This window comes from Candidatus Dormiibacterota bacterium, assembly GCA_035532035.1.
Classification (GTDB): domain Bacteria; phylum Vulcanimicrobiota; class Vulcanimicrobiia; order Vulcanimicrobiales; family Vulcanimicrobiaceae; genus Tyrphobacter.
The window spans coordinates 40,710-65,125 of the sequence record DATKRS010000011.1 but is presented as its reverse complement, the minus strand read 5'-3'; the positions used below and the strand labels follow the sequence as shown (position 1 = coordinate 65,125).

The following is a 24,416-nucleotide window of genomic DNA, read 5'->3' as shown; positions in this document are numbered from 1 at the left end:
GGCGGCCCCGTGGCGGATCGCATCGTCGTCGTCGGCGGCGGCAGCATGGGTGCCGGGATCGCGGCCGTAGCAGCCTCGAGCGGCTACGCGGTCATCCTCGTCGAGCCACATGCCGAGGCGCGCGAGCGTGCCGCCGCGCGTGCTGGAAGCGCGCAGGTCGTCGCAGAGATTCCGAGCGACGACGGCGTGGAGATCGCGATCGAGGCCGTGCCGGAGCGGCTCGATCTCAAAGAGCATGTCTTCGCCCAGATGGAACGCTCTCTGCCTGGCGCCGTGCTCGCCACGAACACGTCATCGCTTTCGGTGGCGGAGATTGCGCGCGCGACGTCGGCGCCCGAACGCGTCATCGGCCTGCATTTCTTCAATCCGCCGGAGAAGATGCGGTTGGTCGAGATCGTGCGCGCGCCGCAGAGCGCAGACGACGCACTCGAGCGCGGGCGCGCGTTCGTCGAGCGTATCGGCAAGACGGGCGTCGCCACGGCGGACACGCCGGGATTCATCGTGAATCGCGTGGCCCGGCCGTTCTACCTGCAAGCGATGCGCGCACTCGACGCCGGCGTCGCACGCGTCGAGGAGCTCGACGCGCTCGCTCGCGGAGCCGGTTTTCGCATGGGTCCCTTCGAGCTCATGGACTTCATCGGCCTCGACGTCAACCTTGCGACGAGCGAATCGGTGTACGCGCGCTTGCAGGCCGAGCGTCTTGCGCCGGTTGCACTGCAGCGCGCACTGGTCGCGCAGGGCCGTCTCGGCCGCAAATCGGGAGCCGGCTTTTACTCCTATGCGGGGCCGCCGCCGCGCCTCGACCTTCGCACGAAGCCGCGGGTCCGACGCAGCGAGGACGAGCACGCTGCAGTGTTGGGTGCCGGCGGCCTCGCCGACGAGCTCGCGGCGGCACTCGACGCGCATTGCGCACCCGTGACGCGCTTCACACACGACGAGGAGGTCGAGCATCTCGACGTTCAGCCGACCCTCCTTTTCGACGTCGGGGACGGAGAGAGCGATCGCGGCGTCGCCGTCGCGCGGCTCGACGCGCTCCTCGATCCCGCCTGTGCGATCTTCGTCGATGCATACGCAACCGATCTCGACCGATGCGCGGCGAGGATGCAGCATCCGGATCGCCTCGTGGGATACGGCATCCTCGGCTCGCTCGCGGAGCAGGACGGCGTCGAGATCGTCGATGCGGACGCGACCTCGGACGAGATGCTCGAGCTCGCGCAAGAGAGCTTCGAAGCGATTGGCCACGGTGTCGTTCTCGTGGAGAACGTCCCCGGGCTCTTTCTCGGGCGCACCATCGGTGCGATCGTCAACGAAGCGGTGATTGCCGTCGAGGAGGGCGTCGCCGTGGCCGACGACGTCGACGCTGCGATGCGTCTGGGGACGAACTACCCGCGCGGTCCGATCGCGTGGGGGCGCGAGATCGGCGGCCACCGCATCTCGCGCATTCTCCGGCGCGTCGCGGCGCGTGACGGAGCGGCGTTTCTTCCGCACCGTGCGCTCTGGGTTCTCGACGTCGACGAGGAGAGCGCTCCTGCGATGCCCGCGAACGACGCATCGTGGCTACCGAACGCGGAGCTGTAAGCTAAGAGGCTCCCTTAAGGATACTTCAGCGTGACGGGGCCGTACGTCCAGTTCAGGGTGCACGAGGAGACCGTCGGTCCGCCGCCGACGACGTAGAAGAACGTGTAATAGGTATTCGGCGTGAGCGGCGAGAGCGTCGCTTGGCCCACCGATTGACCGTTCACGGTTGTGAGGGTCGGCGTTGCCGACACCGTCGAGCCGCTGACGACCGTCGATCCCGGGCATCCCGACGCTGCGGCGTTCGCGTAGATCGTTCCGAGGTACGCGCTTCCGTTGTACTGGGCATTGACCGTCGCGGTGTTCGCCGTCGGATTCGCCGTTGGAGTAGGGCTCGGCGTCGGTTTGGGCGTGATCGTTGCGGCGGACTTGCAGGCCACGAGGACCAACACAAGGACCCCCAGAGCGAAGAGCAACCGTTTGGGCATGAGGGCGTCGGTTCGTCGTGGGTGCACCGCGCTCCGCTTCTCGCTTCTCAACGTGCCGGGGAAGGTTACTCGACCATGAGGACGAGCTTGCCGGCCACTGCGCCGCGCTTGCTCTCCTCGAGCGCGTCAACCGCCTCCGACAGCGGTCGCTCGGCGGCGATGACCGTGCGGAGGCGGCCTTCTTCGAGCATTTTGACCAGCGTACGCAGCCCTTCGTGCGACGATGCCGCCGTATGGGTCATGCGAAGATTCTCCGCGAGAATCTTGCGCGCTGAGAACCACGCCGCGTCCGCGGCATGGATCGTCGAAACGATTCTGCCGCCCTCGCGTATGATGCCGGCGGTGCGCCCGATGGCGTCGGCGTCGTCGACGAGGTCGAGTACCGCGTCGACGCCGCCGGGATGTGCGCGCGCAATCGCCGCGAAGACGTCTTCGCGGTCGTACGCCACGTACTCGTCGGCCCCGAGCTCGCGCGCGAGCCGCTCGTTGGACGCGCGTCCGCTGGCAATCACGTGCGCGCCGCGATCCCGCGCGATCTGCACCGCAAAGGTGCCGACGCCGCCCGTCGCGCCGACGACGACGAGCGTCGTTCCCTTGGCGGCCTGGAGAGCATCGAGCGATCCCAGCGCCGTGATTCCGGCGGTTGGAAGCGCCGCCGCATCGGCGTAGCCGACGTCGTCGGGAATCTTTGCTGCGGGCTGCGAGGTGCTCTCCTCCGGAACGAGCGTGTACTCGGCGAACGCGCCGCGATCGTGCGCGACCCCGAAGATGCGTTCTCCGTAGCGGTATCGCCGCACCGCGCTCCCGACTGCGGCGACCGTGCCGGAGAAATCCTGTCCGAGAACGTACGGCATCGGGCGCGTGCCGGCATCGCGCACTTTCCAGTCCACCGGGTTCACGCCGGCCGCGCAGACGTGGACGAGGACCTCGTGCACTCCCGGCTGAGGATCCGGCATCTCCTTGAGCGCTCCCGGCGAACCGCGGTGCTCGACGACGACGGCTTTCATGACGGCTACGGAAGCTCGACGCGATACAGATCGATGTCGTCCACGCGCATGCGCTGCGTTTTCCCGCCCGCGACGACGTCGAATCGAACGACGTCACTTCCCGCAGTAAACGTGCCGTTGCGTTGTGGCGAGAGCGGCTGCAGGCCATCGAGCGTGAGGACGCCCTTGACGACGATCACGCGCACGACGTCCGGCGATCCCCAAAACGTGTTTTCATATCGGCCTAGGTACGCATCCCACCGGCGCGGATGGCTCCAGCCCCTCGGTCCGAAGTACTGGCGGTTTCCGAACCACTGCGAGCCGTACGTCGCCTCAACCACGTGCTTGCTCGCATTGCGCCCGAAATGGAGCAGAAAGAGCGCGTAATGCGGATCGGAGCTCCACAAGAGATCTGGGCCGCGCGGATAGCACGCGTACGATTGACCGTGGTCGATCATGACGACCCGTCCCGGAACGCCGGCGATCGCGAACGTGGTTCCATTCGCTGCAGTGTACGTGCCGCTGTAATCGGAGCCGTTGGGGACGAGCGCGGGATCCGGTGCGAGCGGAGGTGCGGGAAGAGCCAGGCCCAAGCTCTGCGCGCGCAGGACGCGCATGGCGTAGAGTACGATGGCGCAGGGGTGCAACGGCTCTTCCACGAGATTGGCCATTGCGATCGCACCGAAACCGCGCGTGAGGTTTGCTTGCATGCAGGCCGTGTATCCTGAGATGCCACCCGTATGTCCGACGACGTGATCACCGCCGGCGCTCGCGTCGTTGCCGAAAACGGCCAGGCCGTAGCCGTACTGGCGGTAGAACTGCGGAGCCTCCGCGAGCATCGGTACCGGCGACCCTGCCGGCCGGCCGTTGCGATAGGTGTCCGGCCGCGTCATCGCATCGAAGCTCGCGCGTGAGACGAGGCGCCGTCCCGAGGCCGTGACGCCGCCGTTCAGGTAGACGCGCAGATAGAGCGCCATGTCCTCAGGCGTCGAGAGCACGGACCCGGCGGGATCGACGAAATCCATGACGCGCGACGGGACGAGCGCCGGATGGAGCGGCGCGGGGCGGTCGGCGTCGCGGAACTCATAGCCGGTCGCAGCCCTCTCGAGCGTGTCGGGCGTGAATACGGGTGCCGTGTCGCTCATGCCGATCGGGTCGAGCACGCGCGCTCGCAGCGAATCGGCCCACGGACGATGGTCGAGCGCAGCGATAACGGCGCCGATGGTCGCGTAGCCGTCGTTGGAGTACGACCACGCCGTTCCGGGCGTGAAGAGCGTGTGCGCTTCGCGTAGCGCCGCGACGTCGTACAGATAGCTCGGCGCCACGGAGTAATCGTCGGGAAGGCCCGCCGTGTGCGAAAGAAGCTCGTGCACGAGTATCGGCTTGCCTGCGGAGTCGATCGAGAACCACGGAAGATAGCGCCTCACGCGCGCATTCAGGTCGACGCGGTGCTCGTCGCGCAGTTGGAGCAACGCCAGCGTCGTCATCGACTTCGTGATCGATCCGATTGCAAAACGCGTCGCCGGCGTTACCGGCGTCTTCGCGGCGAGATTCGCGTATCCGAGCGTGACGATTGCAAGCGTATGCGTCCGATCGGTGATCGCAACCGAGAGGCCGGGCGTTCCTTGCTCGGCCATCGCTTCGGGCGCATAGGCGCGAATGGCGGCGATCGCATCGTCGAGGCTCGGCCCAGGCCGGGCCGGCGGCGCCGCGGCGGCGAGCGTAATGACGAGCAGTGAGGCGAGAATAGCGCGCATTGCGAACGGGCGTTCGGCCTGCAACGCCTTCCCGCCTTGCGTGGTTACACGCTCTATCATGGCACGAATTTACGAGAATCTTGCGGACACGTTCGGCAATACGCCGCTCGTTCGAATCCCGCGCCTGACGAAGGGTCTGGGCGCGACCGTTCTCGTGAAGATGGAGTCCTTCAATCCCGCCGGCTCGGTCAAGGATCGCATCGGCGTGGCGATGATCGAGGCGGCCGAGCGTGACGGGCGCCTCCTTCCCGGCATGACGATCTTGGAGCCGACGAGCGGCAACACCGGTATAGCGCTCGCCTTCGTCGCCGCGGCGAAGGGCTATCCGTGCATTCTCGTGATGCCCGAGACGATGACGATCGAGCGGCGCAATCTTCTGAAGGCGTACGGAGCGCAAGTCGTGCTCACGCCGGGGAGCGAGGGCATGAAGGGCGCCATTGCGCGAGCCGGCGCAATCCACGCCGCCAACCCGAGACGGTATTTCACGCCGCAGCAGTTCGACAACCCCGCAAACCCGGAGATTCACCGGAGGACGACGGCAGAGGAGATCTGGCGCGACACGGACGGGGCCGTCGACGTCGTGATCTCCGCTGTCGGAACCGGCGGTACGATCACCGGCGTCGGGCAAGCGTTGAAGTCGCATAAGAGTGCGGTCGTGACGATCGCCGTCGAGCCCGACGGGTCTGCGGTGCTCTCCGGCGGCGCTCCCGGGCCGCACAAGATTCAGGGTACCGGTGCCGGATTCGTGCCGAACGTCCTCGACACGACGATCTACGGCGAGGTGATTCGCGTCAGCGATGCCGACGCAATCGAGACGGCGCGGCGCGCGTCGCGCGAAGAAGGCATGCTCGTCGGAATCTCGTCCGGCGCCAACATCTGGGCGGCGCTCCAGGTCGCGCAGCGTCCCGAGATGCACGGCAAGACGATCGTCACCTTCGCCTGCGACACCGGGGAACGGTACTTGAGCAATCCCGTCTTTTCCGAGCAAGAGGCCGTCGTCGTCGAACCGGCTCTCGCATAAGAACTCGCGGGCGACCGTCGAACCCGCTCTGACGTGGTCGTTCAGGTAACGCGGGGATCGCTCGTCGAGTCCGTGCACGACGTGCGCGCGTGCGCGTGCGATGCGCGCGGCAATGTCGTCTTTGCTTCCGGCGACATCGACGCTCCGGTGTACCTTCGCTCCGCATCGAAGCCGTTCATCGCAGCGGCGGTAATCGCCGCCGGCGCGCGCGAGCGATTTGGTTTCGACGAGCGAGAGATCGCCGTCATGGCGGCGTCGCATTCCGGGCAACTCTTCCATCTCAACGCCGTGCGCTCCATTTTGCAGAAGATCGAACTGCCGGAGTCAGCGCTCTTTTGCGGAGCGCACCTGCCGTACAACGAGCAGGCGGCGCACGCGATGCTGCGCCGTGGTGAAGAGCCGACTGCGATACACAACAACTGCTCCGGTAAGCATGCGGGAATCTTGGCGTTATGCCGCATGCTCGGAGCCGACACCGCGACCTACCTCGACCCGCAGCATCCTGCGCAGCGCACGATCCTGGCCTTGTGTGCGCGATTGTCCGACGACGATTCCGGGCTCTGGCCGATCGCCGTCGACGGGTGCGGCATTCCAGTGTACGCGACGCCGCTGCGGCGGGCCGCGCTCTCGTTCGGGCGTCTTGCATCGCTCGAGGCCGTAGAGGAGAACGACGCGGCGGCGCTCGCGATCGTGCGCGCGGCAATGCTCGCGCGCCCCGAATACGTCGCCGGCACCGGCGAGTTCGACAGCGAGCTGATGCGGGCGGGCGGCGGTACGATTCTCTCCAAAGGCGGTGCGGAAGGCGTGCAGGCCGTTGCTGCGCTCGCGCTGGGAATCGGTCTCGCGTCGAAAGTGAGCGACGGCACGGGGCGCGCGCGCGCGCCCTCGAGCATTGCCATCCTCGCGCGCCTCGGCGCGCTGGATGAGGCGCAGATGGGGAGCCTCGAGCGATTCTCGCGCCCCATCGTGTACAATCGGGCGGGACGCGCGGTCGGTGCCATTGATGTTGTGTAGGAGCTTGTCGGACGTAGGCACGTTCCCGTCTCCGGGTCGCCTTTTGCCCGAATACTTCGTCGCTCATCGGTCACGAAGCTACGGCTTCGTTCCCTCTTCACGCCTCGTCTTCGAACAAAATTCGACACCGGAATCCGGAAATGGCTCAAGTCCGACAAGCTCCTAGCTACCTCGCCGAGCTCGAGAAGAAGGTTCTGCTCTTCGACGGCGCCATGGGCACGGAGTTGATGGCCCTTGGCCTCACGCCGGCCGACTTCGGAGGCGAACGGTACGCAGGATGCAACGAAGCGCTCGTGCTCTCGCGGCCCGATCTCGTGCGTCGCGTGCACGAAGCGTATCTCGCAGCGGGCGCAGACGTCGTCGAAACCGATTCGTTCACCGCATCGCGGCTCAAGCTCGACGAGTACGCCCTGGGCGATAGGACCGGCGAGATCAACCGCGACGCCGCGCGCATCGCGCGCGAGGCCTGCGATGCCGTTGCGACCGCGCAGTGGCCCCGTTTCGTTGCCGGCTCGATGGGCCCGACAGGTATGCTCGTCTCCTCGTCGGATCCGACGCTTTCGAAGATCACCTACGAGGAGCTCGCGGAAATCTACGCCGAACAAGCGCGCGCGCTCATCGACGGCGGCGTCGACCTGCTCTTGCTGGAGACGATGCAAGACTTGCTCGAGCTGAAGGCCGCAATCGCCGGAATCGTACGCGAGTTTGGGCGGGGAATGCGACGCGTTCCGATTCAAGCGCAGCCGACGCTCATCACCGAGGGGCGGATGCTGCTCGGAACGGACATCCGCGCGATCTGCGCCGTGCTCGACGCGCTGCCGATCGATGTCGTCGGGCTCAATTGTTCGACCGGTCCCGCGCAAATGCGCGACTCGATCCGGTATCTCTGCGAGACCTCACGCTGCCCGGTCGCGGTGATTCCCAATGCGGGGCTGCCGCTCATGGGACCGCGCGGCGAGACGATCTACCCGGAAACGCCGGAAGAGCTCGCGCGCGAGCTCGGGGAGTTCGTGCGCGAATACGGCGTCGGCGCGATCGGCGGCTGCTGCGGCACCACACCTGCGCATATCGCGGCCTTGCGAAAGACATTGGAGGCCGTAGGGGAGACGCACGCGAGGACGGCGCGGAAGGGACGTCCTGAATGCGTCGCGTCCGCGATGACCGCCGTGAGCCTCGAACAGGAACCGCGACCGCTGCTCGTCGGCGAGCGTATCAACAGTCAAGGTTCGCGGCGCATGAAGCGCATGCTGCTCGAGGACCGCTACGACGACATCGTGCTGTTGGGGCGCGAGCAGGTCGAAGGTGGGGCGCACGTCCTGGACGTGTGCTGCGCGCTCACGGAGCGCGGCGACGAGGAGTTGCAGATGCGTGAGATCGTCAGGCGTCTCGCGCAGTCGGTCGAGGCACCGCTCATGATCGATTCCACCGAGCCGCGCGTTCTCGAAGTGGCATTGCAGAACTACCCGGGGCGGGCGATTCTCAACTCCGTGCACCTGGAGGCGGGTCGCGCGAAGATCGACCGCGTGCTGCCGCTTGCAATCGAGCACGGGGCGGCGGTCGTAGCGCTGACGATCGACGAGCAGGGTATGGCAAAGACCGTCGAGCGCAAGGTCGAGGTCGCGCGCCGTATCTACGACATTGCAGTCGGGGAGTACGGCTTGCCGCCGGGCGCGCTGATCTTCGACGCGCTGACGTTCACGCTCGCGACCGGCGACGCCGAGTTCGCGGAGTCCGCGGTCGCCACGATCGAAGGCATCCGCTCCATCAAGGCCGCGCTTCCCGGCGTTCTCACCTCGCTCGGCGTTTCGAACGTGTCGTTCGGCCTCTCAGCGGCGGCGCGCGCCGCGCTGAACTCGGTGTTTCTCCACCATTGCGTGGCGGCGGGCCTCGACTGCGCGCTCGTCCACGCCAAAGAGATCGCACCGTACGCGGAGATCGACGCACAGGCGCGGGAGCGCTGCGACGATTTGGTGTTCAACCGCCGTGCCGACGCACTCGCGCGCCTCATCGAGCACGTCGAGTCGGCCGGCGTGAAAACGCCCGATGAAATAGAGACCGCGGACGATGGGGCTCCGATCGAGGTGCGTATCCGTCACGCGATTCTGCACCGCCGCAAAGACGGCATCGAGAAGAAGATCGACGAGGCGCTACGCTCGCGCACGCCGGTCGAGGTGTTGAACGAGATCCTGCTGCCGGCGATGAAAGAGGTCGGCGACCGCTTCGGCGCGGGCGAGCTGATCCTGCCGTTCGTGCTGCAATCGGCGGAGGTCATGAAGAAAGCCGTCGCGCACTTGGAGCAATTCCTCGAAAAGAAAGACGGCGTCACGAAAGGCAAGATCGTGCTCGCGACGGTCTTTGGAGACGTGCACGACATCGGGAAGAATCTTGTCAATACCATCCTTTCGAACAACGGCTACACCGTCTTCGATCTCGGCAAGCAGGTTCCGATGAACGCGATCCTCGAGAAAGCGGTCGAAGTCGGCGCAGACGCGATCGGGCTCTCCGCGCTGCTCGTCTCGACGAGCAAGCAGATGCCGGTCTGCGTGCAGGAGCAAGACGTGCGCGGCCTTCACTTCCCCATCATCGTCGGCGGAGCGGCGATCAATCGGGAGTTCGGACGGCGCATCGCCGTTCTCGACGGCACGCGTTTCTTCGAGCCTGGACTCTTCTACGCGAAGGATGCCTTCGAAGGCCTCGAGATCATGGAGACGCTCACCGGCGAGCCGGCGCGGCGAGAGGTATTCGTCGAGCGCGCGCGCTCCGAGGCCTTGGCGCAAATCGCGCGCAGCGCGGCGCCGACGAACGTCGCCCGCACCGCAGTGGTTTCCACGGTGCGCGCTCAGCCGGCTCCAATTCCGACGGTGCCGGCGTACGGCGCGCGCACGCTGGACGCAATCGATCTGCACGCGCTGTGGCCGTGCTTCGATCTGCGCAGCCTCTACCGGCTGTCGTGGGGCGCCGCCAACACGAAGGGCGCCGCGTTCGAGCGGCTCGTCGCCGAAGAGTTCGAGCCGCGCCTGCGCCGCTACCAAGAGCGGGCGGAGCGCGGCGAGATTATTGCGCCGCGCGCGGTCTACGGCTACTTTCGTGCGGTGGCGGAGGGCGACGACGTGGTGCTCTTCGACTCGGCGGACGCAACGAAGGAGATCGGGCGCTTTGCCTTCCCGCGCCAGCCGGGCGGCGAGCATCTGTCGCTGGCCGATTACGTGCGCGAGCGCGAGAACGGCGGTGCCGCCGACGTCGTCGCGCTGCAGATCGTCACCGTGGGCGAGGAGGCCGGTCGGCTAGTCGAAGCGTTGCAGTCGGCCGGCGACTACAGCGAGGCCTACTTTCTGCACGGGTTCTCGGTTCAATCCGCCGAAGCGCTTGCGGAGCTCGTGCACCGGCACGTTCGTGCCGAGCTCGGCATCGAACCGGGTCGCGGGAAGCGCTATTCGTGGGGCTACGGCGCGTGCCCCGATCTCGCGCAACACGACACCGTCTTCAGATTGCTCGACGCAACGCAGCGCATCGGCGTAACGCTCACAGCCGGTTTCCAAATCGTTCCAGAGCAATCGACTGCCGCGATCGTGCTCCACCATCCGAAGGCGAGCTACTTTAATGCTGCCGCCACGCGAGAACGCTCCGCACCCGCGACGTAGCCGAGCATCCCAGGCGCGAGTCTTGCGCGTAGTTGGTCTAGTATGTTAGACTAGACCAGATGAAACGCGTCAATATGTATGAGGCGAAGACGCACTTATCGCTCCTCGTCGGCGAAGCGCTCAAGGGCGAGGAAGTCGTGATTGCGCGCAACGGGAAGCCTTTGGTGAAGCTGGTGCCCGTTCAAGAACGAAAGCCGAGCGATGCCTTCGGAATGGATCGTGGGAAATTCGAAATTCCACCTGATTTCGATGAGACTCCGGATGATTTCAAGGAGTATCTGTGAACGGCGTCCTGCTCGATACGCACGTATTTCTCAGCTTGGCGCTGGAGCCGGAGCGCGTACCTGCCGCGATGCGGCAGGCGCTCGACGCGTCGCCGCACCGGCTCCTTTCCGTCGCCTCTGCCTGGGAAATTTCCATAAAGTACTCGACCGGCAAGCTGCCCCTCCCGGAGCCTCCCGCTGCGTACGTGCGGTCTCGTTCTTCACAGTTGCTCGTGCAGTCGCTTCCGATAACGGAGCAGCACGCCGTGCGTGTCGCGACGCTTCCTATGTTCCATCGCGATCCGTTCGATCGTCTCTTGATCGCGCAGGCGCTCGAAGAAGACCTCGTGCTTCTGACGCTCGATCGAAGAGTTCTCCAGTACAAGGTTCGCACCGTTCGCGTTGAAAGGCAGCGAACGAAGAGGCGAGGTCGATAGAGGACGTGATGCTCTACGATCACATCGATTTTCGCGTCGCCAACGTCGCGCTGGTGCGGCCGCTCTACGACGCACTGCTAGTCGAAATGGGATACACGGATCAGCACGACGACGCCGAGTCCGTCGGCTACCACCGGCCGAACGAAGCGGGGACGGACGCATTCTTTTGGATCGTCCAACAGGACGGGCACGTGCCGAACGGTACGCGCGTGGCATTCGCCGCACAATCGCGCGCGGAGGTCGACCGTCTCGCGGCGACCGTACGCGAGCACGGTGCACGCGAGTTCGAGCCGCCGCAGCTCGTTGCGGAGTACGGGCCGTCCTATTATGCGGCGTTCTTCGAAGATGCCGAGGGGAACGCGCTGGAAATCTGCTGCCGGAAGCCCGAGTAGGACGAACGAAAATGGCAGGAGCGCGCGATACTCGAATGCCACGCAGCGATGGTTGAGACAGTTCTCCTTATCGTCCTGGGCTTCGTTACCGCGCTTTTCGTGTGGGCCTGGATCGACGCCCTGATCGTCAAGCGCCGCGGCCTCGCGCGGCCGCGCCTAATCGAGCTCGCGATCGGCTTCGTGACCGACTTCTTCGATACGCTCGGCATCGGATCGTTCGCTCCGACGACCTCGCTTTTCAAGCTCTTTCGTCTCGTTCCCGACGAGCGTATTCCGGGGACGCTGAACATCGGTCACACGCTGCCGACGGTTCTCGAAGCGGTGCTCTTCATCGGCTTCACGAGCCGCGCGGCCGTGGAGCCGATCACACTCGTGTCGCTCATTGCCGCGGCGGTGCTCGGGGCCTGGCTCGGTGCTGGCTTCGTGGCGCGTTGGCCCCGCCACTACATTCAGATCGGGATGGGTACGGTGCTGCTGATCGCGGCGGCGCTCTTCGTTATGAAGAATCTGAACTGGCTTCCGGGCGGAGGTCACGCGCACGCACTCTTCGGCCTGAAACTATGGATCGGCGTCGTGGCGAACTTCTGCCTCGGCGCGCTCATGACGATTGGGATCGGTCTTTACGCTCCGGCCATGATGCTCGTGGCGCTGCTCGGGATGGAGCCGGCCGTCGCGTTTCCCATCATGATGGGCTCGTGCGCGTTCCTCATGCCCTCCGCGAGCATCCGCTTCATCCGCTTTGATGCGTATTCAGCCAGAGCGGCACTGGGTCTGACCGTCGCAGGATTACCCGGCGTGTATCTCGCCTGGCGGTTCTTCCAGTGGCTGCCGATCACCGCGGTGCGATGGCTCGTCGTGGTCGTGGTCGTTTATGCGGCGATCGCGATGCTTCGCTCGGCAATGGTGCGCGGTCGCGCCGACGCGGTTCGGGTCAAAGGGGCGGGCGCGTGACGATGCGTTCTACGCCGTAGCGGGCGTCGTCGCTCCGAAGACAAACGTCCCGCCTACGATCGTGCCGATGACGTCGTGGGCGGCATCCCAAAGAGAGAGATCCGCGCGCATTCCCGGTGCGATGCGTCCGATGAGATGGTCGTGGCGGATGAGCTTTGCGGGCGCGTACGTTGCCGCGACGATCGCGCGCTCGAACGGCAGTTCTGCGTACGACATGTAGTTGCGCACGGCCTGATCCATCCTGAGCGCGCTGCCGGCAATCGTCCCGTCAGACGAGCGCATGACGCCGCCTTCGATGTGATAGCTCGCGTCGGCTGCCGGCATGAAGTCGGTTGCGAGCACGATGCGCTCGCCGAGCGTCCGGTGCAGGATGTCGATCATCACCGGCGACACGTGGTATCCGTCGCAGATCACCTGTACGAGCGTTCGCGCGTCCTGGATGTACGCCGCGAGCAGCGACGGATCCCGATGATCGAGCGGCGGCATGGCGTTGAAAGCATGCGTCAGAGAGCGGAATCCTAGCCCTATCGCGAGAATTCCATCGCGGTAGCGCGCGCCGGTGTGGCCCGCGGAGCAGACGACGCCGTGCTCCAAGAAGACGCGCGCTGCGTCTGCGGCGCCCTCGATCTCTGGTGCGAGCGTGACCATCAGGCATCCGCCGTGGCAGGCTTCCACCATCTCACGCGCGCCGCGCTCGGAGGCGGGAACGATCCAGTCGCTGCGATGCACGCGGCGAAACTTCGCGTTCAAGAACGGGCCTTCGAAGTGCACGCCGAGGCAACGCGCACCGTGCGGTTCGTCTTCTTCGAGCGCGTGTGCTGCCTCGACGACCTCGGAGGCGGCGTGGAGCATGGATTCCCACGGCGCCGTCATGATGCCCGCAACGAACCCGGTGACGCCGACGCGGGCGTACTCGCGCGATGCAACGGGTACGGCGTAGCCTTGATCGCGGTTGAACAGATGCTCGCCCGCGCCGTTGGTGTGAACGTCGATCATGCCCGGCGCGATGATGCTGCCGTCGGGGAGCGGAACGTCGGTTGCACCCTCCGCGGGTAACAATGCATCGATGCGGCCATCCGCCATTCCCAAGCGTCCGAAGATCGATGTCCCGTCACCGGTCGCGATGAACGCGGGCCCCAGGGTGAGTCCCACGAGCGGCGCTCTTCGCGACCGCGTTAAACGGCCCTTGCCCTCGCCAGACATTTTACAAAGCAAGCGCGGCAAGCGGGAGCTAGGACGGCGGGGGCGAGGAGGCTAAGCAGCAGGAGCGAGGAGGCGAAGCGCAAGAGCGGCTCCGAGACGAAGGGGCTTTGCGTTTCTTCTGCGGCTACCCCTAGCTGGAACGTATCAGTGCGAGCGCCTCGTCGCGACGTTGCTCCATGAGCTCGCGCGTGTCGCCTTCGACGTTGAGCCGCAGCAGCGGCTCCGTGTTGGAAGGGCGCACGTTCATCCACCAGTGCGGGTACTCTACGGTGACGCCGTCGAGATGGTCGATCGTTGCGTCGCGATAGTGCGATTCGACGAGCGTGAGCTTGGCGGCCACGTCGTCGACGTGCGTGTTGATCTCACCCGAGCGGTAACGCGTGTCGATGGGAGCGATGACGGTGCTCACCGGAGCATCGGCCTCGCTGAAGACCTCGAGGCATTGCATTAGCGCGATCATTCCGGAGTCCGCGTACCAATTATCTTTGAAATAGAAGTGGCCGCTATGCTCGCCTCCGAAGACGATATCTCGCTCGCGCATGGTTTTCTTGATGATCGAGTGACCGACTTGCGAGCGAATCGGGATGCCGCCCGCGCGGGTGATGAGCTCGGGGACGCTGCGACTGCAAATGAGATTGTAGAGAATCTTTGCCCCCGGATGGCGTTTGAGCGTATTGAGCGCGACGAGCGCGGTCACGGTGCTGCCGTCGACGAGCTGCGCTTTCTCGTCGACGATGAACATGCGATCGGCATCCCCGTCGAACGCGACCCCGACGTCGCAGCCGTGGCGTTTCACCGCGGCCTGTAGGTCCGCCATGTTCTCTGGCTCGATCGGGCTCGCGGGATGGTTCGGAAAGCTGCCGTCGAGCTCGAAGAAGAGCGGCGTCACCTCGCACGGCAAGTGCTTGAACACGTACGGAACGGTTTTGCCGGCCATGCCGTTTCCAGCGTCGATCGCGACCTTGAACGGCTTGATCGCGGAACGATTGACGAACGAAAGGCAGTGCTCCGCGAATGCGTCGAGCACGTCGCGGCTGGAGATCGAGCCCGGCGTCTTCGCCGGCGGCGGGAGTGCGCCCGAGAGAACGCAGTCGCGAATCGTTGCGAGGCCCGTATCGAGCGAGATCGCCTCGGCTTGCGCACGCGTGAACTTCATGCCGTTATAATCCGCCGGATTGTGTGACGCCGTGATCATGACGCCGCCGTCGAAGCCAAACTTTCCGACGGCAAAGTACAACGCGTCGGTCGAGACGAGGCCGATGTCGACGACGTTGGCGCCGGCCTCCGTCGCACCGCGAGCGAACGCTTTGAATAGGGCGGTGCCCGAAGGGCGCATGTCGCGACCGACCGCGATGGTACGCGCGCCGAGCTGCGGTGCGAAGCACCGGCCTATCGCGTAGGCAACATCGTCGTTGAGCTCTGACGGATAAATCCCACGAACGTCGTAGGACTTGAAGATGTTTGCGCCCAGGCGGGACTGCATGGCGCCCTGTTCGGAGACGGTGTGCTGAAACCTTTGCCCGCGTTGACGGAGCGGGCGGCGGGCACCGTCATATTCACGGTCTTCCTCTTGTTCGTGCTGTGGATCGCCGTCGAAGGCGCATTTCAAACGCGAGCGAACATCGCCGACACGTTCAGTCGCGAAGCCGAGATGCAGCGCGCGCAAATCGACCTGCAAGAGATGCTGCGCTTGCAGATCAACGAAGAGAACTCGTTGCGCGGCTTCGTCTTGACGCGCGATCCGTTCTACGTGCAGCAATACGCTCTAGCGTCGGCGCAGTGGGCGGCGAAGGAGACGGCGGTGCATAACGCGCTCGTCGACGAGCACTTGGGGGGCGCATTGCAGATGCTCGACGAGTACGATACCGTGCAGACGCGCTGGCGGACCGAGATCGCGCTTCCGCTTCTCTCGCGGCCGCGCAGCGGGCTCGTCGCGCTGGACAAGCAGAACAAAGCCTTCATCGACTACCAGGCGCAGACGGCCGACGGCGTCCGCGCCGCCCTCGTCGTCACGAGCGCGGCGCTCGTGCGCAGCACGCAAGACCAAATCAATCGTTCGTCGTACGTGCGTGCCTTCTGGCTGCTCATCTTCGGGCTGCTCGCCATTCTGTTCAACGCGTACGGATCGCGCTTGACGCGAGAGCTCCAAGAGGAACGAATGGTCTCGGACGTGCTGCAGCAAGCCTTCCGCAGCGCGCACGTTCCCGTTCCCAACTGCGAAATTGGCGCGAGATATCTGTCGGCGAGCAATCGTCTGCGCGTCGGCGGAGACGTGTACGACGTCTTCCGGCTATCGGAGAAGCGCGCGCTGCTGCTCATCGCGGACGTCAGCGGAAAGGGCGTCGATGCCGCCGTGCTGACTGCCTTCGTGCGGTTCACCGTGCGCTCGATCGCGCTGCGCCACGTCGACCCGGGGAACATCCTGACGGAGTTCAACGAGACGTTCGCTAGGACGATCGACAACCCATCGCTGTTCATCACGATGCTCGTCGGCGTTCTCGATTGCAGCGGCGGGTCGTTCAGCTATGCAAGCGCCGGGCACGATTCCGCATACGTGCGCCGTTCCACGAGCGTGGAGGCATTGCAGGTGACGGGGCCGCTCGTCGGCGTCATCGAAGCGACGTACGGAACGAAATCCGTGCAGCTTGCGGTCGGCGACTCGCTCGTGCTGGCTACCGACGGGCTCACCGAGGCGCGCGCGCGCTCTGGAGAGTTGTTGGGCGAGCGTGCGGCGATGGATTTGATCGCCGCCGCGCCGCCCGAGGCGCAGGCGCTAGCCGATTATCTCGCGGCGCAGGTGCGCAAGCGCAGCGGCAATCGTCCCACCGACGATCTCGCGCTGCTCGTCGTGCGATATGCGGGAGAGGATGCCTGCAATGCGTGAGCTCGCGCGCGTCGGCGCGGCGCTGCTTCTCGCGCTGCTGTGTAGCCTCCCAGCGGCGGCCGCCTGCCGGCTCCGCGTGCGGGAACGCATCGTGCTCTTCGGGCTCGGCGCCGACCCGGGCGTGTTCCTCTGGGACTCTCGCTTTCGGTTACGCGCCTATCACGCGGCTTCGTTCGACGAAGCGCAAGGGATGCTACCGCGAGCGCTTCTCGTCCGAGCGGGAACGCGTGCGATCGTGATCTGGTGCTTGCCGCGGTTCGTGCAACCTCGCTACGGCATGACGCTCGACGATGCGGTCGAAGTGCGCATTCTCACGGGCCCGCTGCACGGGCAGACCGGGTGGGTGCTCGGCTCGGACGCGCGCCTCTAGCAGGCTGTTAGCCTCCCTAGCAGTCGTAGTACAGATAGAACTCGTACGGATGCGGCCTGATTTCGACCGGACGCAGCTCGCGCTCGGTCTTGAACGCGATCCACGACGAAATGAAGCTCTCGGTGAAGACGCCGCCATCGACGAGATATGCGTGATCGCCGGAGAGCGCGTCGAGGGATTGCCGCAGCGAGCCGGGCACCGAGCGAATCTTTGCGGCTTTCTCCGCCGGCAAATCGTAGATGTTTTCGTCGAGCGGTCCAAACCCCGCGGCAACCGGATCGATCTTGCGCTTGATGCCGTCGATGCCGGCGCAGAGCAGCGCCGAGAACGCAAGATACGGGTTCGCCGCCGGATCGGGAGGGCGGAACTCGAGGCGCTTCGAGCTTGGCTTTCCCTTGTAGAAGACGGGGATCCGGATGGCTGCCGAACGGTTACGCGCGGAGAACGCGACGTTGACCGGCGCCTCGTAATGCGGCACCAGTCGTTTGTACGAGTTGGTCGTCGGCGCGCAGAACGCGAGCAGCGAATCGATGTGCGTGAGCAATCCCCCGATGTAATAGAGCATCAGTTGCGACGCTTCTCCGTAACCGGACGCGTCGTAGAAGAGCGGCGCGTCGTCCTTCCAGAGGGACTGATGCACGTGCATGCCGGAGCCGTTGTCGCCGAAGACGGGCTTGGGCATGAACGTGACGGTTCGTCCGTTTCGCGCAGCGACGTTCTTGACGACGTACTTGAAGGCCATGAGGTTGTCTGCGGTGCGCAGCAGTGAGTCGCAGCGGAAGTTGATCTCGGCTTGGCTCGCGCCGACCTCGTGGTGCTGCATCTCGACCTGCATTCCCCAGTCGGCGAGGGCGAGCGCGGTCTCCGCGCGCAGATCGGCCTGCGTATCGTTCGGCGGCACCGGAAAGTATGCTTCCTTCGGTCGCATCGTGTAGCCGCTCGGCTCCACGGCAGAGTTCCATGAACCCTCGCGCGTGTCGATCTCGTAGAACGCGCGGCTCATGGTGTTCTCGTACGAGACGCGATCGAAATAATGAAACTCCGCCTCGGGTCCGAAGAACGCGGTCGTCGCGATTCCGCTGGAGCGCAAGTACGCTTCGGCCTTGCGCGCGATATTGCGCGGATCGCGCTCGTAGAGATCCTGCTTGACGGGATCGAAAACGTCGCACACGAACGACACCGTCGGCACGGTGCGAAACGGGTCGCGAACGGCGGTCGATGGATCGGGCTTCAATATCATGTCCGACTCGTGAATGGACTGAAAGCCGCGAATCGAGGAGCCGTCGAAGCCGGTGCCCGCTGTGAAGGCGTCCTCGTCGATCTGATCGGCGGGGACGGTCGTGTGCTGCCAGGTCCCCGGCACGTCGGTGAACTTGAGATCGATCATCTTGGCGCCGCATTCCTTGACGAAGGCGACGGCGTCTCGTGCGTTCTGCGGAGTCTTCTTTGTCATGGAGGGTCGTTTCCGCAAGACGGCGGCCGCGCCGCTGTCCACGCGGTTAACGTTCCGGCGCAGGAGGTGCTCCAGATGGATAGACCCGCAGGTGTCCGTCCGCCAGCCGCACGCGCGCGATCGTGCTCTCGTAGACGACGTCGAGCAGCGGGCTCGCGAGCACGTCGTCCGGTGCCCCAGCGGCACGGAGTGCGCCGTCGCCGAAGAGCACGATGCGATCCGCATACGCTGCCGCCTCGTTGAGGTCGTGCAGGGCACAGAGTATCGCCTTCCCGCGTCGCGCGAGCGAGCGCAGGAGCGCGAGCATGCGCTGCGCGACGTGCAGGTCGAGGTGCGTCGTTGGCTCGTCGAGCAGCAGCACCGGCGTCTCTTGCGCGAGAGCGACCGCAACCCAAACGTTTCGGCGTTCGCCGCTCGAGAGCGTCGAGAAGGTGCGATCGGCGAACCCTTGCGCGCGTACCTCGGCCAGCGCCGTCGCGATGGCGGCCTCGTCCGCTGCGTTTTCGCGCCATTCCCACCATCGGTGATGCGGGTAGCGTCCGGCTGCGACGACGTCGCGCACGCGCAACGCCTCCACGGGTGTCTCCTCGGCGGCCAGAAACGCGATGCGCAGCGCGCGTTCGCGCGTCGACAGCGCGTCGATGCGGACGCCATCGATCGCGATCGTTCCGAGAGCCGGCGGATGAAACCCGGCGATGGCGCGCAGGAGCGTCGTCTTGCCGACGCCGTTCGGCCCGACGATCGCGACGAGCTCGCCCGAGGCGACCGAGAGGGAGATATCCGAGAGCAGGCGCCGGCCGGCGATCTCCAGCGCGACGTCGCGCACCTCGATCATCGCTCGCTCCCGGTGCGAAGGAAGAGCCAGAGAAAGACCGGGACTCCGATGAACGCGAGAAGCACGCCGATCGGAAGCTCCGCGGGAGCGACGATCGTCCGGCAGACGGCGTCCGCGAGCACGCAGAGCAATGCGCCTGCAAATGCCGAAGCCGGCAGCAAGAAGCGCACGTCGGTTCCGACGATCTTCCGTCCGGCGTGCGGAACGATCAGGCCGACGAAGCCGATCAGTCCCGCCAGCTCGACGCTGCACGCTGCCAGCAATGCAGCCGCCGCGAGGACGAGCCATTGCGCGCGCTCGACGTTGACGCCGACGCTGCGCGCCTGTACGTCGCCGATGCGCAGTGCGTTGAGGGCGGGAACTGCGGGCACGACGAGGGCACACGCGAACGCGGCGTACGGAAGGCAGAGCCACACGTCGCGCCAGGTTCGTCCAGCGGGAGATCCGGCGAGCCATCCGATGATCGCATTTGCGTACGAGCCGGATTGCGAGCTCACGATCGCCAACGCGACGATTGCGGAGAAAAACGCGGAGAGCGAGACGCCGGCGAGAATGAGGCGCTGCGCGTCCAAGCCGCTGCCGCGGCGTGCGAGAGCCGCCACGAGCACGGCCGTGCCGAGGCCGGCGGCAAAGCCGATTCCCGGCGTGGCGACGGCGCTCACGCCGAGCAGTAGCGAGACGGCGATGGCTGCGGCGGCACCTGCGCTCACGCCGGTGAGGTAGGGATCGACGAGCGGGTTGCGCAGCAGGCCCTGCAGCAGCGTTCCCGCAATCGCGAGCGCGGCGCCGACGAACGCGACATCGCAGATGCGCGGCAGGCGCAGTTGCCACACGATCACGCTCACGGCATCGGTCGCCTGGGGATGCGCGAGTGCTGCGGCGATGCTTCCGGCGGGGATCGGCGTCGCGCCGACGAGGAGCGCAGCGCACATCGCGCCGAGCGCGAGGAGCGCGAGCGCCGCGACGCGCAGGCCCAGGCGAAGCGTCATGCTTCGCTAAGTGTACGCCATGAAGGAAACCTTGCCCGCTGCGCAGCGCGGCATCGTCGTTGCGGTCGATCTCGGCGATCCGCGTCGACCGCTCGAGCCGGAGCTCGAAGAGTTCGAAGCGCTCGCGCGGGCCGCCGGAGCGTCGGTCGCGGGGCGCATCGTTCAGCGGCGCGACGCGCTCGATCCGTCGACGCTCGTGGGGAGCGGCAAAGCGGGCGAGATCGCCGATGCCGTGCGCGATCTCGGTGCGAACGTCGTTCTGATCTTGAACGATCTGCGTCCGCGCCAGAGGAAGGGGCTCGAACGGTCGATTCAGGTACCGATCGTGGATCGCACGATGGTCATCCTCGACGTCTTCGCACGTCACGCACGCAGCCGCGAGGGGAAGCTCCAGGTCGAGCTGGCACAGTTGCGCTACCGGCAGTCGAATCTCATCGGAATCGGAGCGGACCTGTCGCGCTTGGGCGGCGGCATCGGCACGCGCGGCCCCGGCGAGACGAAACTCGAGGTCGACCGTCGCCGCATCGCGCAACGCGTCGCGACGCTCAAGGAACAGCTGGAGCAGGTCCGGCGGCAGCGCGCCACGCGCCGCGCGGCACATCGCCGCGAACCACTGGTGGCGCTCGTCGGCTACACGAACGTCGGGAAGTCGTCGTTGCTCAACGCGCTAGCCCGAACCGCGAGCACGTCGAAAGGCGCGTTCGTCGCGGACCAACCCTTCGCGACGCTCGACCCGACGGTGCGCCGCGTCTATCTTCGCGAGGAGAGCAGCGTGCGAGTGGTCGACACGGTCGGCTTCATCACGGACCTGCCGAAGGACCTCGTTGCGGCATTTCGCGCGACGCTCGAAGAGCTCGGCGAGGCCGATCTCTTGATCCACGTGACGGACGCATCGAGCCACGATCGCGAGCGCCAGGGCCGTGCGGTCGATGCGATCCTGCAGGAGCTCGACCTCGATCGCAAGCCGAAACTCGTCGTCCTCAACAAAATCGACGTGGCGCAAACGGCGCCGCACGTCCCCGGCGTATTGGAAGTCAGCGCGAAGACGGGACTCGGGCTCGATCGGCTACGCGCAGAAATCGCGAAAGCCGTATCGCCCTAACGAGGCCCTCATGCGTTCCCTGGACCGTCGTGCGCGTGCGATGCCGTGCCGTCGCCGATCCACGCGACCTGCGGAATCTTGAAGAAGCGCGCCATGGCGTTCAGCGGTCCCGCGTACTCGCCTCTCGTCCGCGCGAATCGCTCCCACGCTTCATCGCGTTCGCACAACGCGTAACCGGCCGCGACGAGGCGCTTGCAGGCGCGATCGAAGTCGGCGCGCGCGATGCCGGGATCGCCGGCTATCATCTCGCCGATGCGAAAGAACGTCGCGAGGTCGCGCACCGCGTGGCGAGCGATCGAGAAGCAGATGCGCGCCTCGCCGTACTCCTCGGGGTCGAGCATCGTATCGGCAAGCAGCGACGCGTCGAGCAGGGCGCCGAGCGTTCCGACCCACGATTGGTCGTCGTGGCTCGAGCGGAAGAATGCGAGCACCGGGTACGCGAGATGGCTTTCCATCAGGGCAGCGGTCCAGCCTTGCGCTTCGCGCATGAGGTCGCACAGGCTCGAGCGCGTATGCGTCATCGCAGCGATTTCGTAGAGCCCGACGGCGCTCGGCGGCGATCCGGCCCTCGCTGCGAAGGTGACGATGAAGGATTCGCGGCGCTGGAACGTTCCGAAGAGCGCGAAGAGGTATGCGGTCGTGATGGAGACGACGCCGAGGCCGGAGGCTGCGGCACAGAGCGAGACGAAGCGCGCGAAGCCTTGACGCGCGACGATGTCGCCGAAACCGATCGTCAAGAACGACGTTCCAGCGAAGTATGCTGCGTCGAAATACGAGCGCGGCACCGGCGCCAGCTCGCCTCGCAGGCCCCACATCACGGCGCCGTATCCGAGAACGAGCACGACGACCCAAGTGATGAGCATGACGATGAGCGCGAGGGGCGCAAACGTCGCGAAAAACTCTTCGCGCCGGGCGGCGTCATGCGGATAAAGACGTTTGCCGATTGCCGGCCACACCTTCCAGAGGCTGCGCCAGACGATGAAGCTGATGCGGTACGAGAGCGTCGGCGCCCGGGGAACGATGACCGCTTGAAAGATGTCCGTGAACGCGAAAGCAATCGAGGCGATCCCGGCGAGGAGCACCACGAGATCTGCGGTGCCCACGCGCGTTACGGCGTTTGCGTGGGCAGCGGCGTCGGCGACTGGCTCGGTGGCGCCGACGGAACCGGCGGAGGCGGGAGCGTCGGCATGCCGGCCGGCATTGCGATGGGGAGCAAGCGCGCGTAACCGATGGAGATGCCTTGGTCCTTCGTAACGGCCACCGTCACGTCGACCGTCGTATAGGCCGGCGCGCGCACGGTGACGATTTGTTGGCCGACGGGGACGCGTGCGATCAGGAAGGCTCCTCTGCCGTCGGTCGACGCCGTGTACAGCGATCCGACCGAGACAAGCGCATTGCCGATCGGCTGATTGGTCGTGGCGTCGAGCACCCGTCCGGTCACCGAACCGTAGTCCTGCACGCCGACCACGTGCGGCTGCGAGCAACCGCCGCCGTCCGCGCCGAGCAGCAAAAGGCAGCCGAGAACGACGGGGAGCCAGCGCATCTGGATACCCTACGCCTTGCCTGCTGGGTTCGCCTCCGAAGCCGGCGAGCCGCGCTCTCCAAGGGGAAGCTGCCCGCTTGTGAAAAATGTCACAAGCGAATGGCTCCGTACGCGCCGGTCGGTATTTTCCTCCTCGTTGCCCTTGCAGCTGCTTTGCTTTTCACGCTCTTGCCGGGGCTGCTCGGCCGCAGTAAACCCAATCCACAGAAAGCCGATCCGTACGAGTGCGGCGTCGAGCCCACCTCGCCGCTCGCCGGGCGTTTCCCCGTGCGCTTCTACCTGGTCGCGATGCTCTTCGTCGTCTTCGATGTGGAGGCGGCCTCGTTCTATCCCTGGGCGGTGCAGATGCACGCGCTGCGCGTCTTCGGCCTGCTCGAGATGGTCGTCTTCGTCGTGATCCTCGCCATCGGATACGCGTACGTGTGGAAGAAGGGCGGATTTCAGTGGAGGTAGGCCCGGGGAAGTTTTTGCTCGCGCGCGTCGACGAGGTCGCGCGCTGGGCGCAAAGCTCGAGCGTTTGGCCGCTCACCATGGGCCTTGCGTGTTGCGCGATCGAGATGATGAGCGTTACCGATCCCCAATTCGACATCGCCCGTCTCGGCTCGGAAGTCTTTCGTAGCTCGCCGCGGCAGGCCGACCTCATGATCGTCTCCGGCCGCGTCGCGCAGAAGATGGCGCCGATCATCAAACGCATCTACGATCAAATGGCGGAGCCAAAATGGGTGATCTCGATGGGAGCGTGTGCGAGCTCGGGCGGCGTCTTCGACAACTACGCTATCGTCCAGGGCGTCGACACGGTGATTCCCGTTGACGTCTACGTTCCGGGCTGTCCGCCGACGCCAGACGGCCTGCTCCACGGCATCACGTTGATCCAGCAGCATATCCGCGAAGGCGGACGCGGCGGAATTCTTGCGCGCTCGTAGCTTTTCTCGTTAAGGAGCCTCGTTGCCCAGCACTCAAACTCCACCGATCGCCGGCGGTGCAATCGACCCCCCGAGCCTGCGCCCGCCGATCGCGGACGCGCGGATCGAGCGCGTGGACGCGGCGCGGCTGCGCGCGCGGCTCGAGGAGTTGCACGCGCAAGGCTGGACCATGCTGCTCGACCTCGGCGCCGCCGACTACCCGCTGCGCGCGCCGCGCTTCGACGTCGTCTATCATCTATTGAAGCTGTCGCCGGCGGCGCGAACGGTCGCCGAGGTGGGAACGCCCGAACGTCTGCGCCTGCTGTGCGGCGTCGAGGCCGGCGACGCGCGCTTGCCGACCACGACCGATCTCTGGCCGTCGGCGAACTGGGCCGAGCGAGAAGTATTCGACCTCTTTGGGATCGTCTTCGATGGCCATCCGGATTTGCGTCGCATCCAAATGCCGCACACGTGGGAAGGGCATCCGCTGCGCAAGGACTATCCGCTGCGTGGTCCGGCTCGGGAACGCTCGCCGCGCCCCGCGTTTGCGCTCAAGAGCAACGTGCAGGCCGGCGTCCCGCCCTCGGGCGACACCCTCGCGGCTCTGCAAGAACAGCGGAAGAAATCGTGAGCAGTCTCTCGACACAGCCGCTCACGCCCGAGATCGTTT

The 24,416-nt window shown here is 65.8% G+C and carries 24 protein-coding genes; 14 read left to right on the top strand and 10 right to left on the bottom strand.

The genetic code is table 11. The features are described 5' to 3' along the window. Positions 1-9: 9 nt before the first annotated feature. Positions 10-1,578 (top strand): FAD-dependent oxidoreductase, encoded by a 1,569-nt coding sequence (locus VMV82_04175; protein ID HUY40747.1) that lies wholly within the window; start codon positions 10-12, stop codon positions 1,576-1,578. Between the two features lie 14 nt (positions 1,579-1,592). Here VMV82_04175 and VMV82_04170 read toward each other — a convergent pair whose 3' ends face one another. The 3 genes from VMV82_04170 to VMV82_04160 all read right to left on the bottom strand — a co-directional run bounded on the left by VMV82_04170 (position 1,593) and on the right by VMV82_04160 (position 4,806). Continuing rightward, positions 1,593-2,003, bottom strand: a complete 411-nt coding sequence (locus VMV82_04170) for a hypothetical protein (GenBank protein ID HUY40746.1) — start codon at positions 2,001-2,003, stop codon at positions 1,593-1,595. Between the two features lie 65 nt (positions 2,004-2,068). Further along, entirely contained in the window at positions 2,069-3,010 is a 942-nt protein-coding gene (locus VMV82_04165) for an NADP-dependent oxidoreductase (protein ID HUY40745.1), read from the bottom strand. A gap of 5 nt (positions 3,011-3,015) precedes the next feature. Next, positions 3,016-4,806 (bottom strand): serine hydrolase domain-containing protein, encoded by a 1,791-nt coding sequence (locus tag VMV82_04160; GenBank protein ID HUY40744.1) that lies wholly within the window; start codon positions 4,804-4,806, stop codon positions 3,016-3,018. Between VMV82_04160 and cysK the strand changes: the two genes are divergently transcribed. The 7 genes from cysK (at position 4,805) to VMV82_04125 (ending at position 12,465) form a co-directional block, all read left to right on the top strand. Then, a complete protein-coding gene (cysK, locus tag VMV82_04155) occupies positions 4,805-5,767 on the top strand; it encodes a cysteine synthase A (protein HUY40743.1) in 963 nt (320 codons plus the stop codon). The two genes, VMV82_04160 and cysK, sit on opposite strands and share 2 nt — an antisense overlap. Before the next feature lie 33 nt (positions 5,768-5,800). After that, positions 5,801-6,781, top strand: a complete 981-nt coding sequence (locus tag VMV82_04150; GenBank protein ID HUY40742.1) for an asparaginase — start codon at positions 5,801-5,803, stop codon at positions 6,779-6,781. Positions 6,782-6,921: 140 nt separating this feature from the next. Then, on the top strand, positions 6,922-10,422 hold the full coding sequence (gene metH, locus VMV82_04145; GenBank protein ID HUY40741.1) for a methionine synthase: 3,501 nt from the start codon (positions 6,922-6,924) through the stop codon (positions 10,420-10,422). A 59-nt stretch (positions 10,423-10,481) separates the two neighbouring features. After that, positions 10,482-10,706 (top strand): type II toxin-antitoxin system Phd/YefM family antitoxin, encoded by a 225-nt coding sequence (locus VMV82_04140; protein HUY40740.1) that lies wholly within the window; start codon positions 10,482-10,484, stop codon positions 10,704-10,706. Then, positions 10,703-11,122 carry a type II toxin-antitoxin system VapC family toxin gene (locus VMV82_04135; GenBank protein HUY40739.1) on the top strand — a complete coding sequence of 140 codons (420 nt, stop codon included), beginning with the start codon at positions 10,703-10,705 and terminating at the stop codon, positions 11,120-11,122. The genes VMV82_04140 and VMV82_04135 overlap by 4 nt, the downstream gene beginning before the upstream one ends. A 5-nt stretch (positions 11,123-11,127) precedes the next feature. Further along, the gene (locus VMV82_04130; protein HUY40738.1) at positions 11,128-11,514 is read left to right on the top strand and encodes a glyoxalase; all 387 of its coding nucleotides are present in this window, start codon (positions 11,128-11,130) and stop codon (positions 11,512-11,514) included. A gap of 48 nt (positions 11,515-11,562) precedes the next feature. Next, on the top strand, positions 11,563-12,465 hold the full coding sequence (locus tag VMV82_04125; protein ID HUY40737.1) for a sulfite exporter TauE/SafE family protein: 903 nt from the start codon (positions 11,563-11,565) through the stop codon (positions 12,463-12,465). A gap of 9 nt (positions 12,466-12,474) precedes the next feature. On the opposite strand, the gene VMV82_04120 is transcribed toward VMV82_04125, so the two are convergent. Both VMV82_04120 and manB read right to left on the bottom strand, forming a co-directional pair. After that, positions 12,475-13,617: an amidohydrolase family protein gene (locus tag VMV82_04120; GenBank protein HUY40736.1), complete on the bottom strand. Its 1,143-nt coding sequence runs from the start codon at positions 13,615-13,617 to the stop codon at positions 12,475-12,477. Between the two features lie 181 nt (positions 13,618-13,798). Next, positions 13,799-15,151, bottom strand: a complete 1,353-nt coding sequence (gene manB / locus VMV82_04115; GenBank protein HUY40735.1) for a phosphomannomutase/phosphoglucomutase — start codon at positions 15,149-15,151, stop codon at positions 13,799-13,801. 42 nt (positions 15,152-15,193) lie between these two features. Between manB and VMV82_04110 the strand changes: the two genes are divergently transcribed. Further along, positions 15,194-16,552: a SpoIIE family protein phosphatase gene (locus tag VMV82_04110; protein HUY40734.1), complete on the top strand. Its 1,359-nt coding sequence runs from the start codon at positions 15,194-15,196 to the stop codon at positions 16,550-16,552. Next, positions 16,536-16,922 carry a hypothetical protein gene (locus VMV82_04105; protein HUY40733.1) on the top strand — a complete coding sequence of 129 codons (387 nt, stop codon included), beginning with the start codon at positions 16,536-16,538 and terminating at the stop codon, positions 16,920-16,922. The genes VMV82_04110 and VMV82_04105 overlap by 17 nt, the downstream gene beginning before the upstream one ends. Positions 16,923-16,938: 16 nt before the next feature. Here VMV82_04105 and glnA read toward each other — a convergent pair whose 3' ends face one another. Genes glnA through VMV82_04090 form a run of 3 tightly spaced genes read right to left on the bottom strand, consistent with a single transcriptional unit; the run spans position 16,939 to position 20,199 of the window. Further along, on the bottom strand, positions 16,939-18,375 hold the full coding sequence (glnA, locus tag VMV82_04100; GenBank protein ID HUY40732.1) for a type I glutamate--ammonia ligase: 1,437 nt from the start codon (positions 18,373-18,375) through the stop codon (positions 16,939-16,941). Between the two features lie 46 nt (positions 18,376-18,421). After that, entirely contained in the window at positions 18,422-19,210 is a 789-nt protein-coding gene (locus VMV82_04095; GenBank protein HUY40731.1) for an ABC transporter ATP-binding protein, read from the bottom strand. Beyond that, the gene (locus tag VMV82_04090) at positions 19,207-20,199 is read right to left on the bottom strand and encodes an iron ABC transporter permease (protein ID HUY40730.1); all 993 of its coding nucleotides are present in this window, start codon (positions 20,197-20,199) and stop codon (positions 19,207-19,209) included. The genes VMV82_04095 and VMV82_04090 overlap by 4 nt, the downstream gene beginning before the upstream one ends. 19 nt (positions 20,200-20,218) lie before the next feature. Here VMV82_04090 and hflX point away from each other — a divergent pair, with 19 nt between their 5' ends. Next, positions 20,219-21,301, top strand: coding sequence for a GTPase HflX (gene hflX, locus VMV82_04085; GenBank protein HUY40729.1), 1,083 nt, complete (start codon positions 20,219-20,221; stop codon positions 21,299-21,301). An 8-nt stretch (positions 21,302-21,309) separates the two neighbouring features. Here the strand turns inward: hflX and VMV82_04080 are convergent, their stop codons facing one another. Next, positions 21,310-22,404 (bottom strand): potassium channel family protein, encoded by a 1,095-nt coding sequence (locus VMV82_04080; protein ID HUY40728.1) that lies wholly within the window; start codon positions 22,402-22,404, stop codon positions 21,310-21,312. A gap of 5 nt (positions 22,405-22,409) precedes the next feature. Further along, positions 22,410-22,844 (bottom strand): carboxypeptidase-like regulatory domain-containing protein, encoded by a 435-nt coding sequence (locus tag VMV82_04075; GenBank protein HUY40727.1) that lies wholly within the window; start codon positions 22,842-22,844, stop codon positions 22,410-22,412. A 99-nt stretch (positions 22,845-22,943) separates the two neighbouring features. Between VMV82_04075 and VMV82_04070 the strand changes: the two genes are divergently transcribed. From VMV82_04070 to VMV82_04060, 3 genes are read left to right on the top strand one after another with little or no spacing between them, the layout of a single operon-like run. Then, entirely contained in the window at positions 22,944-23,297 is a 354-nt protein-coding gene (locus VMV82_04070; protein HUY40726.1) for an NADH-quinone oxidoreductase subunit A, read from the top strand. Further along, entirely contained in the window at positions 23,282-23,767 is a 486-nt protein-coding gene (locus VMV82_04065; protein ID HUY40725.1) for an NADH-quinone oxidoreductase subunit B family protein, read from the top strand. Before VMV82_04070 ends, VMV82_04065 begins: the two co-directional genes overlap by 16 nt. A 22-nt stretch (positions 23,768-23,789) precedes the next feature. Beyond that, complete coding sequence (locus VMV82_04060; protein ID HUY40724.1) at positions 23,790-24,377, top strand: NADH-quinone oxidoreductase subunit C; 588 nt, start codon at positions 23,790-23,792, stop codon at positions 24,375-24,377. Positions 24,378-24,416 lie beyond the last annotated feature (39 nt).